The 11,612-nt window shown below is 58.7% G+C and carries 11 protein-coding genes; 7 read left to right on the forward strand and 4 right to left on the reverse strand.

Annotation, left to right across the window (positions count from 1 at the left end; all coding sequences use genetic code 11):
* Positions 1-47: 47 nt before the first annotated feature.
* Positions 48-1,100 (reverse strand): glycosyltransferase family 4 protein, encoded by a 1,053-nt coding sequence (locus GBCGDNIH1_RS14820; RefSeq protein WP_025286032.1) that lies wholly within the window; start codon positions 1,098-1,100, stop codon positions 48-50.
* Between the two features lie 472 nt (positions 1,101-1,572).
* On the opposite strand from GBCGDNIH1_RS14820, the gene GBCGDNIH1_RS14825 reads away from it, so the two are divergent.
* Entirely contained in the window at positions 1,573-3,438 is a 1,866-nt protein-coding gene (locus tag GBCGDNIH1_RS14825; RefSeq protein ID WP_011631188.1) for an ABC transporter ATP-binding protein, read from the forward strand.
* Between the two features lie 290 nt (positions 3,439-3,728).
* Here the strand turns inward: GBCGDNIH1_RS14825 and rpsU are convergent, their stop codons facing one another.
* The gene (rpsU, locus tag GBCGDNIH1_RS14830; protein WP_043455061.1) at positions 3,729-3,932 is read right to left on the reverse strand and encodes a 30S ribosomal protein S21; all 204 of its coding nucleotides are present in this window, start codon (positions 3,930-3,932) and stop codon (positions 3,729-3,731) included.
* A gap of 265 nt (positions 3,933-4,197) precedes the next feature.
* Here rpsU and def point away from each other — a divergent pair, with 265 nt between their 5' ends.
* Genes def through GBCGDNIH1_RS14850 form a run of 4 tightly spaced genes read left to right on the forward strand, consistent with a single transcriptional unit; the run spans position 4,198 to position 6,813 of the window.
* Entirely contained in the window at positions 4,198-4,743 is a 546-nt protein-coding gene (def, locus tag GBCGDNIH1_RS14835; protein ID WP_025318212.1) for a peptide deformylase, read from the forward strand.
* A complete protein-coding gene (locus tag GBCGDNIH1_RS14840; RefSeq protein WP_011631191.1) occupies positions 4,740-5,384 on the forward strand; it encodes a COQ9 family protein in 645 nt (214 codons plus the stop codon). Before def ends, GBCGDNIH1_RS14840 begins: the two co-directional genes overlap by 4 nt.
* A 48-nt stretch (positions 5,385-5,432) precedes the next feature.
* A complete protein-coding gene (locus tag GBCGDNIH1_RS14845; protein ID WP_011631192.1) occupies positions 5,433-6,311 on the forward strand; it encodes a transglutaminase family protein in 879 nt (292 codons plus the stop codon).
* A 37-nt stretch (positions 6,312-6,348) separates the two neighbouring features.
* Positions 6,349-6,813 carry an OsmC family protein gene (locus tag GBCGDNIH1_RS14850; RefSeq protein ID WP_011631193.1) on the forward strand — a complete coding sequence of 155 codons (465 nt, stop codon included), beginning with the start codon at positions 6,349-6,351 and terminating at the stop codon, positions 6,811-6,813.
* A gap of 266 nt (positions 6,814-7,079) precedes the next feature.
* On the opposite strand, the gene aceA is transcribed toward GBCGDNIH1_RS14850, so the two are convergent.
* Positions 7,080-8,384: an isocitrate lyase gene (gene aceA, locus GBCGDNIH1_RS14855; RefSeq protein WP_050748387.1), complete on the reverse strand. Its 1,305-nt coding sequence runs from the start codon at positions 8,382-8,384 to the stop codon at positions 7,080-7,082.
* Positions 8,385-8,551: 167 nt separating this feature from the next.
* On the opposite strand from aceA, the gene GBCGDNIH1_RS14860 reads away from it, so the two are divergent.
* Both GBCGDNIH1_RS14860 and GBCGDNIH1_RS14865 read left to right on the forward strand, forming a co-directional pair.
* Positions 8,552-9,946 (forward strand): helix-turn-helix domain-containing protein, encoded by a 1,395-nt coding sequence (locus tag GBCGDNIH1_RS14860; RefSeq protein ID WP_011631195.1) that lies wholly within the window; start codon positions 8,552-8,554, stop codon positions 9,944-9,946.
* Between the two features lie 289 nt (positions 9,947-10,235).
* A complete protein-coding gene (locus GBCGDNIH1_RS14865) occupies positions 10,236-10,553 on the forward strand; it encodes a hypothetical protein (protein WP_025286039.1) in 318 nt (105 codons plus the stop codon).
* Between the two features lie 4 nt (positions 10,554-10,557).
* Here GBCGDNIH1_RS14865 and GBCGDNIH1_RS14870 read toward each other — a convergent pair whose 3' ends face one another.
* Positions 10,558-11,610: an aromatic ring-hydroxylating oxygenase subunit alpha gene (locus tag GBCGDNIH1_RS14870; protein WP_011631197.1), complete on the reverse strand. Its 1,053-nt coding sequence runs from the start codon at positions 11,608-11,610 to the stop codon at positions 10,558-10,560.
* Positions 11,611-11,612: the final 2 nt, after the last annotated feature.

The raw sequence follows: 11,612 nt of genomic DNA on the forward strand, positions 1-11,612 counted from the left end.
CGTGCAATTCTGACGGATAGGCGGCAAGGGGGGGAATATGCCGGATTTCAGGTGATGACGCGCAGGGCAGGCCGTGCGTCGACACCCAGCTTGCGATAGATCGCCAGGTAATCCTCTGCCATGCGGCGTGCCGTGAAGCGTTTTTCAAACATGGCACGCACATTTGTCCGGTTGAGCCGATCGAGCTTGCGCGCGGCAGCGATGGCGCTTTTTTCATCCTCGACGATAAAGCCGGTCACGCCATCATCCAGAATTTCCGGGACCGAGCCGCGATTCATGGCAATAACTGGTGTACCGCAGGCCATGGCCTCGATCATCACCAGCCCGAACGGCTCCGGCCAGTCGATCGGCATCAACAGACCAAGGGCGCCGGAGAGAAATTCGGCTTTTCGGTCATCCCCGATTTCGCCCACCATTTCGACGCCTCCGCCCGGCAGCATCGGTTTGATCACGGTTTCGAAATAGTCCTGATCGGCCTTGTCCACTTTGGCGGCAATGCGCAGAGGGATACCCACTGCACGGGCGATGCGGATGGCCGTATCGGGCCGTTTTTCCGGACAGATGCGGCCCAGAAAGGCCAGATAATCCTGTTTGCCGGGCTGAGGCGTCAGCAGGTCGGCAGGCAGACCATGCAGGACTGTGCCGATGAAATGAGCGTTCGGCAAAGGGCGGCGCTGGGAATGGGAGATGGAAATGACCGGTGTATCCGGGAAGGCATCATAAATCTGGGACAATTCCGGCAGATCCAGCCGCCCATGCAGAGTGCTGACGAACGGGGTCGGTTGGCGGGAAAACAGGCTGAACGGCATGTAATCATTATGAAAATGCAGCACGTCGAACTGATCCGCCATCTGCCGCACCCGTTCCATTTGCAAAATCTGGGGTGCCAGCGTGTCGCGGATCGTTTGATCCAGCCTCAGCGCCTGCGGCCATGTCGCTTCCAGCTTTGCCCCGGTTATGGAATCTCCGCTGGCGAACAGGGTAACGTCATGTCCCATTGCGACCAGCTCCTCAGTGAGGAAGGAGACAACGCGTTCCGTACCCCCATAAAGCTTGGGCGGAACGGCTTCGTGTAATGGGGCAATCTGGGCAATACGCATGGCGATAAGCTCCATTTTTGCTGCGGATAACGATCTGGATGCCGGTGTCGCTGCGTAAAACATGCATCCTGATACAGGCAGTAATAAGACAGGTTTGCCTTAGTGCTGCCGCAATGATCGGTAAAATGTGCTGACCAAAGGCAATGTCCTGAGAATGCCCGACCTCATGGTTCAGCATTTCTGCCGGGACCGAAACGGATCAGTTCGTAAAAGGTTGCTGCCATGATGCCTCCCGGTAACGGCCTGTGCTGATAGCAGGAAGGAAGACTCTCATTTTGAATGAGGTGCCGCTTCTGTTGAAAGGGCAGTTTTTCTGGCCTGAGCAGCAACAGTAAACTTATTGACGATAACGGATGCGCATCGTGGGTGACGGATCGATCAATATCACGTATCCGGGAGTACTCATGTCCAATAAACCCGTCACGATCACTCTTTCAGACCATTCCGGGCAGACCATTCCGGGATGTGCGCAATGGTTGCAAAAAGACTGGGTGGTGCAGCAGATGGCAGGATCATGAAACACCTGCGGCAAATGCTGTCGGTGAAGCCTTTTGAGACAGTCCCCGGGGGGCGCGTGAACAACGACAACCAAACCCGCAGCCTGCCGACCCGGACGCTGCCATTTATTTTTCACTACGTTCGCCGCCATCCTGTCGGGCATCTGACCGTCCTGTTATCCGTGCTGATGGCGGTGTCCTTTGCAACGTTCTCCCAATACGGCGTCAAGAATCTGGTGGACGTACTTTCCGGCAATCGTGTGGATGAAGTCTGGAGCGCATTCGCCATTCTCGCCGGCTTGATCGCCGCCGATAATATGAGCTGGCGTATCGGGGGATGGGTCTCCACCCACACATTCGTCGCGGTCACAGGCGATCTGCGCCGTGATCTGTTCGAACATCTCACCGGACACTCCCCGGCCTATTTTGCCGATCGCCTGCCGGGCATGCTCGCCGGACGTATTACGGCCACCGGGAATGCGATCTTTCAGCTTGAGCAGCTTTTCGCATGGAACGTGTTGCCGCCGACTTTTGCGGTCGTTCTATCCGTGGCGATGCTGGCGCTGGTCAGCCCGCTGATGTCCGCGACACTGGCTCTGATATCGCTGGGACTGGGGGCCGTCCTGATGATCTGGGCGGCACGCGGCAACCGGTTGCACGAACGTTACGCAACGGATGCGGCAAGGGTGGATGGCGAACTGGTCGATGTCATCAACAATATGCCGTTGGTGCGTGCTTTCGGCGCGACGCTGAGGGAACGGGAGCGATTTGCGGCCCGCGTTCAGGATGAAATGTCAGCCCGTGGCCATTCCCTGCGCTATCTGGAGCGGCTGCGGCTGTTTCATGCGGTGTTTACGGCGGCGCTGACAGCCGGGTTGCTGGTCTGGGCAATCCTGTTGTGGCAGCACAAGATGGCGAGCACCGGGGATGTCGTTCTGGTGACTACGCTCGGCTTCAATATTCTGCATGGTACCCGCGATCTGGCCGTGGCGCTGGTGAATATGGTGCAGGATGTGGCCCGTCTGTCGGAAGCTCTGGCAACATTACTGCTGCCCCATGATCTGCGTGACCAGACGGATGCGCGTACTCTCCCTTCTGCTGTCGGGGCGGTCGAATTCAGGGATGTCACTTTTGCCTATCCGGGTGCCAGCCCAGTCCTGAAGAAATTCAACCTTGTTGTCCCCGCCGGGCAGCGTGTCGGGTTGGTTGGGCGCTCCGGCTCTGGCAAGACCACGGTTTTGACCTTGATGCAAAGGCTGCGTGAGCTCGGGGAGGGACAGATCCTGATCGACGGGCACAATATCGCGACCATGACGCAGGAAAGCCTGCGTGATGCGATCAGTATCGTGCCGCAGGATGTCATGCTGTTCCATCGCTCGGTGATCGATAATATTCGTTATGGCAAGCCTGATGCGAGCTTTGCCGAGGTGGAGGCGGCTGCGGAAGCTGCGTGCTGCCGTGACTTCATCGACGATCTGACCGAAGGATACGATACGATCGTGGGTGACCGCGGGGTGAAACTTTCCGGGGGTCAACGTCAGCGGCTGGCCATCGCCCGGGCTTTCCTGCGTAATGCGCCTGTGCTGGTGCTGGATGAAGCGACCAGTGCGCTCGACAGTGAAAGTGAACGGGCCGTTCAGAGGGCGCTTGATCGCTTGATGCAGGGTCGAACCGTGATTGCCGTGGCGCATCGTCTGTCCACGCTAAAGAATTTCGATCGGATCGTGGTGATGCAGCATGGCCGTATCTTGCAGGATGGCTCGCCGACCGAGCTGGAGCGCAATGACGGGCCGTTCCGGGATCTGTTGCTTCAGCAGACCATGATGATTGCCGCCGAATAAGCGGCCAGGGTGCTATTTAAACAGGGGTAGGGGCTGGGCACTGCAGGTGTCCGGCCTTTTTTTATGCACATCCCTGAGAGGAGAAGCAGAAAAGAGGAGGAAGCCGGCGGGGGATAATCCCCCGCTGCGGTCTCCGATCCGGCTCCGTCCGTTGATAAGGCTCCACCAGAATGGCGCAGAGGACGGAAGCGGTTTTCAGGCGGGCTGGTTATCACCAACCCTGTCCGGCCGCCCGATGGCTGGCCGGGTATATGTGCGGGACCGTTGGGCCCGGCTTGGCGGAAGGTATATCAGAACCCTTCACGCTCCAGACGCTTGCGCTCCAGCTTGCGGGCGCGGCGAACGGCTTCAGCAGCTTCACGAGCCTTACGCTCCGACGGCTTTTCAAAGTGCCGACGCAGCTTCATTTCACGGAAAATGCCTTCGCGCTGCATCTTCTTCTTGAGCGCCTTGAGCGCCTGATCGACATTATTGTCACGAACCAGAACTTGCACTGGGTAGTCATCTCCTTTCTCTGGGCGGTCTGAACCCGGGCCGCACGAACGGGTTCCGCTGGAGACTCCAACGGAAGGCGGGGCGTATAACACAGTTTCGCCGAAGAAAACAAAGCCTGTTTCTGTGGCCTGATATTTTCTGGCTCTGGCAGGTCGAAACAGGTCTTTCTGATACCGTTTCGTGCCTTGCGGTGTCCGGCTTCGTAACGGACAATATGATCGAAATCAGGCCAGGTGGCAGTGGCAAATACGGGAGAGGCGAGCAATGTCGATTCTGAAGATCGCACGCATGGGGCATCCCGTGCTGTTGCGTCGTGCAGATCCTGTGCCTGATCCGACTGCGCCGGAGATACAACGCCTGGCTCTGGATATGATTGAAACCATGATCGATGCCCCCGGTGTGGGGCTGGCGGCACCACAGGTTTATCAATCCCTGCGCATGTTCGTGTTTCGTGTGCCTGTCTCCCGCGGTGGTGAAGAAGTCTCTCCCACCGTGCTGATCAACCCTGAGCTTGAATGGGTGGGGGATGAGATTCAGATGTGCTGGGAGGGATGCCTGTCCATTCCCGGCTTCAGGGGGGAAGTGCCCCGTGCCATGCGCGTCCGTTATCGTGGCATCGGACTGGATGGGGCTGTTATCGAGCGTGAGGCCAGCGGCTTTCACGCGAATGTCATTCAGCATGAATACGACCATCTGGATGGTATCCTGTATCCTATGCGCATGAACGATCTCGGGAGGCTGGGCTTTGAGGAGGAGATTGCCCGCGCACAGGCAGCCCTGGCAGCGGAACAGAAGGATGATGCAGAATGATTTCCCCGCTGGACTCTCTGATAGACGACCCTGAGCAGGATAGGGTTATTGCGGCGCTGCTGCCTCATGTTCCGGTTCTGGGGTGGACCGAGGCCGCTTTGCGCAGAGCCTTGAGCGATCTGTCCCTGCCACCCGATGATGCGCCTTTATTCTGGCATGGTGGGGCTGCTGGCCTGATCGAGGCATGGTCCGGCTGGCTGGATCGGACCATGATGGCAGAGGTCGAGCAGGCATCCGGTGTCACGAAACTGAGCGCCCGTGTCCGTCTGGCCATTGTGGCCAGGCTTTCCTTGATGGGGCCGCATCGTGAGGCCGCACGCAGGGCCGCTGCGGCATTGGCTTTGCCGGGCCGGGCCCGTGTTGCAGCGCGCTGTCTGGCGCGAACGGTGGATGCAATCTGGTATGCTGCAGGGGATCGTTCTGCGGATACCAGTTGGTACACAAAACGCATTATTTTGACCGGAATATGGAGCGGGACATTGCTGGTCTGGTTGCGGGAGCGATATGATCATGATGAAGCCGCACTGGCTTTTCTTGATCGCAGACTGGCTGGTGTCGCACAATTCGGACGCCTGAAGGCACGGATCACGGAAGGATTGGCAGGTGGCCCGTCAGCTCCCCATTCACACTCGGAGGCATGACCCTTCGCAACAGGGCGCAGGAACGCCAATCAGGATGAGCACAGTTTTATGCCCCGCGTCCTGATCACCCATATCACCACGTATCGCTATCATCAGCCGGTTTCGCTGGGTCGGCACCGGTTAATGATGCGCCCGCGTGACAGTCATGATCTGCGTATGAACGATGCGACCCTGACATTCTATCCGCCACCCGTGGAGACACGTTGGGCCCATGATGTTTTTGGAAATTCAGTCTGCTATGTGCAGCCTGACCCGGCAGAGTCTGATCGGTTCGAAATCACATCACGGCTTGATCTGGATCATTTTCCCAGCAATGAAGATTTGCCGATTGATCCGGTGGCGCGCACATACCCGTTCGGTTATGCGGCCGAGGAATTACCGGATATCGCGCGTTTACAGGAACGGCACCATCCCGATCCTGATCACAGGCTGGAGCTGTGGGCACGCAAATTTGTCCGCAAAGGGCGTGCTACCGGGACGATGCGGCTGCTGATGGATATGACGCGCGCGATTCAGCGGGACTTTACTTATGAAGCGCGCGATACGCAGGGCACCCAGGCCCCGCTCAAGACGCTTGATCTTGGCAGAGGGGCATGCAGGGATTTCGCCCTGCTGATGATGGAAGCTGTGCGATCGCTTGGTTTCGCGGCCCGTTTTGTCAGTGGTTATCTGTACGACCCGGACATAAAAGGTTCCACCATGGTTGGAGGCGCTACCACCCATGCCTGGTGTGCCGTTTATCTGCCGGGTGCGGGATGGGTGGAGTTCGATCCGACCAACGGGCTGATCGCCGGGCGTAACCTGATCCGCATCTGTGTGGCCCGCACCCCCTCTCAAGCCGTACCGATTGCCGGGAGCTATATGGGACATTCCGGTGATTTCGCTACATTGTCAGTCGATGTGCAGATCAAGACGGAAACGGCTTGATCGCTATGCCGTGCCTTATTGGGCGAGGTGTTTTCTTATGAGTCATTCGTACCTCTCCCGGATTGTCTGGACCGGTAATCGTGGGTGCGGTACATCCGGCTATCGCGATTATGATCGAAGCTGGGATATTGCGGTGCCGGGCAAGCCAGTCATCCATTGCTCCAACGATCCGTTGCTCGGTGGTGATACCACCAGAATGAACCCTGAAGATCTGCTGCTGTCGGCCTTAGCCGCGTGCCATATGCTCTGGTATCTGCATTACGCTTCGGAGTCGGGCATTGTGGTCACGTCCTATGAAGATCAGACTGTCGGTATTGCAGAGGTGGCGGCGGGAGGCGCCGGCCAGTTTGTGTCAGCAACCCTGCACCCCCGTATCACGGTTCACGCACAGGCCGATCTTGCCGTGGCCGAGGCCATTCATCACCGGATTCATGAAGTGTGTTTGATCGCCCGGTCGGTGAAATTTCCGGTTTATTGCGCGCCTGAATTTATATCCGGCTAAGGCGGGCCGGGCAAAACAGTCTGCAACATGGCCTTCAAACGGAAAACGGCCCCGCAGGGCGGGGCCGTTCCAGACGCCAGCCCGGGGGTGCCGGCGTCTCATCGCGTCGATTGGTCCGAGCCGAGGGGCGACGTCGAACCGATCGGCGCATCCCTGTCGCGGTGTCTGGAAAGCAGTGTTGCGGAAAGGGGACTCTCCAGCGGTCAGGGACCAGCTCCGGCTGCCCTGTGTTAGGGGGCAGGACAGCCGGATTTCGTCGTTCCGTATTAGTGGAACTGCTCTTCTTCCGTGCTGCCGGCGAAGGCAGTGGTGGAAGACTGACCCTGAGACACTGCCATGGAGATCGCGTCGAAGTAAGACACGCCCACTTCGCGCTGATGGCGGGTGGCGGTGTAGCCATCGGCCTCGGCGGAGAACTCGGCCTGCTGCAGCTCGGAATACGCAGCCATGCCACGATCCTTGTAGCCACGGGCCAGCTGGAACATGGAGTAGTTCAGGCTGTGGAAGCCCGCCAGCGTGACGAACTGGAACTTGTAACCCATGGAGCCGATCGCGCGCTGGAATTCGGCGATCTTCTCCGGCGGGAGCTTCTTCTTCCAGTTGAAGCTGGGGGAGCAGTTGTAGGCCAGCATCTTGCCCGGGAACTGCTTGGCGATCGCGTTGGCGAACTGCTCGGCTTCTTCCAGGTTCGGCTCGCTGGTTTCCCACCACAGCAGGTCGGCATACGGCGCATAAGCCAGGGAGCGAGCGATCGCGTAATCGACGCCCACGCCTTCCTTGATGCGATAGAAGCCTTCCGGGGTGCGCTCACCGCTGATGAACGGATGGTCGCGCTCATCGACATTGGTGGTCAGCAGCTGTGCGGCATGGCTGTCGGTGCGGCACAGCAGAACGGTCGGAACGCCTTCGACATCGGCGGCCAGACGGGCTGCGTTCAGGGTGCGGATGTGCTGGCTGATCGGCACCAGAACCTTGCCACCCAGATGGCCGCACTTCTTTTCGGAAGCAAGCTGGTCTTCGAAGTGAACGCCGGCGGCGCCCGCATCGATCATGGCCTTCATCAGCTCGTAGGAATTCAGCGCGCCACCGAAGCCTGCTTCGGCATCGGCCACGATCGGGGCCATCCAGTGAATGTCGCCATCACGGCCGGCCTTGGCGCCTTCCATGTGGGCGATCTGGTCGGAGCGACGCAGCGCGTTGTTGATGCGGCGGACAACGGCCGGAACCGAGTTCGCGGGATACAAGGACTGGTCGGGATACATTTCACCGGCCAGGTTGGCATCGGCGGCGACCTGCCAGCCGGACAGGTAGATGGCCTTCAGGCCGGCCTTGACCTGCTGAACCGCCTGGTTGCCGGTCAGGGCGCCCAGCGTGTTCACGAACGGCTCGTTACGCAGCAGCGTCCACAGACGCTTCGCGCCCATTTCGGCAATGGTGTGCTTGACGCGGAAGCTGCCAGCCAGCTTCTCCACATCGGCCTGGGTATAGTCGCGCTTAACGCCGGCGAAGCGTTCTTCCATATCGAAGGGAACGCTGCCGGCGCCGTCCGGCGCGAAACAGATGGAGGCCATGTGACGCATAATTATTACTCCCTCGGCTCTTAACTGCGCAACATTTGGCACTTTTTTCTGGCTTTGACACCCCTAAAATTAAAAATTTGCTGAAATTTAGTAAATTTGTTTACGCTTTGGTTGTAATTTTGCAAACTGTGTAAATTACAAAGCGTGAAAATAATGTCATGTCTCGTCCTCTGATCGGGCGCACCGTGCGCCGGTTGCGACAGGAACGTGGAGAGTCCCAGCAATCGCTTGCCGTGAGGCTGGGGATTTCCGCAAGCTATCTGAACTTGATCGAGCATGACCAGCGTGGCGTGACGGCATCGTTGCTGATCAAACTGGCCGAAACGCTGCGGGTTGATCTGCGTGCCCTGTCCGGCCAGCAGGAGCGGCATCTTCAGACTGGATTGCGAGAGGTTTTCGCCGATCCGATGCTGGCGAACGAGAGCGTATCGGTGGAGGAGGTGGAACAGCTTGCCGCCGCCAGTCCCAACGCAGCCCGGGCCATTCTCACGCTGTATCGGTCCTGGCGTGTCGCACGGGAGGATGCGGGCGGGATCGCATTGCCGTCTGGTCGCCGTATCCTGCTACCGAATGAGGAGGTACGCGATCTGTTTGCCGAGCGGCAGAATTACTTCGCGGAACTGGAGGCAGCCGCCGGAGCGATCTGTGCCGATCTGCGCACCACCCCGGCAGAGGCCAATCATGCCATTGCCGAGCGGCTGCGCGCCCGCCATGGGCTGACCATCCGGGTCGGCCCTTCAGAAGGCGTACACCGTCGTTACGATCCTTCTGGTTCCAACCTGTTGCTGTCGGAACAACTGCCGCGCGAAAGCCGGGGTTTCCACATGGCCTTCCAGCTGGCCCTGATGGAAACCAGAGAAGCGGTGGAGGGGGTGATCACGGCCTCCCGTCTCAGCACGCCGGAGGCCGAAGGACTGCTGCGAATCGGACTGCTGAATTATACCGCGGCTGCGATCCTGATGCCTTATGAAGCGTTCCGGCATGCGGCCCTGGAATTGCGACACGATATGGATCTGCTGGCGGCACGCTTTTGCGTCAGTTTCGAGCAGGCCTGTCAGCGCCTGGCCTCGTTACAGCGGCCGGAAGCACGTGGGGTGCCGTTCTTTTTTCTGCGGACGGATGCGGCGGGGAATGTGTCGAAGCGTTTTTCCGCAGCCGGCTTTCCATTCGCGCGTTTCGGTGGCTCCTGCCCCCGCTGGGTCGTGCATGAGGCGTTTACTTCCCCCGGCGCCATCCGGGTACAGGTGGCACGGCTGCCGGATGGTGCGACTTTTCTGTGTTTCGCGCGCTGTGTGCGTGGGGTGGCAGAGCGATGGGGAGATCCGCCGCCGCTTCATGTGGTGGCAATGGGCTGCGACATCGCTCATGCACCGGACATTATCTACGGTGATGGTATCGACATCGAACGGGCAGCCGTGGGAATCGGGCTGTCCTGCCGCCTCTGTGACCGGCGGGACTGCCGCAGTCGCGCCTTCCCGCCGCTCGAACACCGCATTGCGATTGACCCCAACACAACGGCAGAGAGCCCGTATCGCTTTCAGGAGCAACATTAGGACTGATTGCCGATGCTCTTTCGGATCGGTGCGACTGCGTATTTTTAAGCTCACGTTACAGGCTGATATCGTCCCGTAAGACTCTGACACCAAATATTTTTAGTTCTTTCGATCACGAATCGTTGAGTGTGGGTCTTTGGCTGTGCCCCAAAAGACACAGTTTTTTGGACAGAGTGTTGCTAAAACCTCGTTCATTCTTCCTCATACCGACGGTGCGCCCATGACAACATTGCAGTCCGGTGCGACTATCATTCCGTTCCCTTTTCGGCCGGGCGTCGTAAAGCGCCTCATGGCACGTTCCGGGTTCGGGGAGGCTTATGAAAGCGATTTTGCCGCCCGCTGGGGATTTGCCCGTGTCACTGTGGTCGATGGCGAGGCGGATACCGATCCCTACATCGCTCTGTATCGGGAGGGGGAAAGCTGGTCTGCCTGGGGCATCGCCTATGTGGATCAGAAATATATGCCCTGGCATGGCGCGACCGGCCGCGATCTGGGAGAATTCAACACGCTTGATGATGCTATGTCTGCTGTCACGATGTATGCTACTCTGCCGCTCACTGCGCCGCGGCAAGCCGATGCGCGGCAGCTGGCAGTTCTCCGCAAATAAGGGTTCAGAAGGACAGAAGCCTGCCACGTCTGGCGAGCAGATCCTGAAGCGCACGAATGACTGGAAACGGTTCCTGATTCATGTTTCCCCCCAGCGCATCATGGGCTTTCTGTTCCTGTTCGACGATCCAGCGATCCTCGCTGAAGATGCGCTCGGTAAACCAGCCCAGTAAAGGCCACGCCGCATGCAGCAGAAAGGCTGCACGCGGCTTCTTGACCGATAACAAGCCAAAAGTCCGAATGCGTTTCTGGTCCTTGTCCACCGGCACATAGACGATCCACAACTGCATCACCCGGTCCGATTTCAGGTCGATCGTCAGGCCTTGATAAGGATAATCGGTGCGGATTGTCATCAGGCTGTCATTCGGTTCGGCCTTGCCTTCCCGCGTTCCGAAAATCAGCCTCTCCCCCAGTGGTTGCCGCCCTGCCGTTCGGGCGAAACTGTATCGTACTTCCAGCCAGTCTTCGCCGGCATCATGGCCCAGATAACGCGGCCTGATCTGTCCCATCTGTTTCCGGTGTAAAAACTGATGGTTCATATCAATCAGGTTTTCATGCATGAAGCTGTAATGGCAGGCGACCTCCCGCCCGAAACGCCGTGTCCGATAGGCTGGGTCGCTTATTGATGGCAGCACAGGAAGCGGGGTCATTTCAGCGCGGGCCGCATCGCCCGGAAAGATGAAAACCAGCCCCTCTTTCTCCTGACAGGGATAGGCGCGAACCCCGTTGGGTAGTTTATCCTTGCCCAGATAGGGTACGTCGATGCACCGGCCTGACATATCATAGGTCCAGCCGTGATAGCAGCAGCGCAAACAATCACCCTCTACAACACCGGCATGCAGTGGTACCTGACGGTGGGCGCAGCGATCTTCCAGCGCATAGACACGCCCTGATTCCCCACGCACCAGAACGATGGGTTCTCCGGCGAAATGGCGTCCTGTTGCCTTGCCTTTTCTGATTTCTCCGGACCAGGCGAGGGGATACCAGTAATCGGGATCAATGCCGGTGCGGCGCAGATCGAACAGGTCCGGTCGGGATCGCTCAAAAGAATCGGGCAAGA

The sequence above is a fragment of the Granulibacter bethesdensis CGDNIH1 genome, assembly GCF_000014285.2.
GTDB lineage: Bacteria > Pseudomonadota > Alphaproteobacteria > Acetobacterales > Acetobacteraceae > Granulibacter > Granulibacter bethesdensis.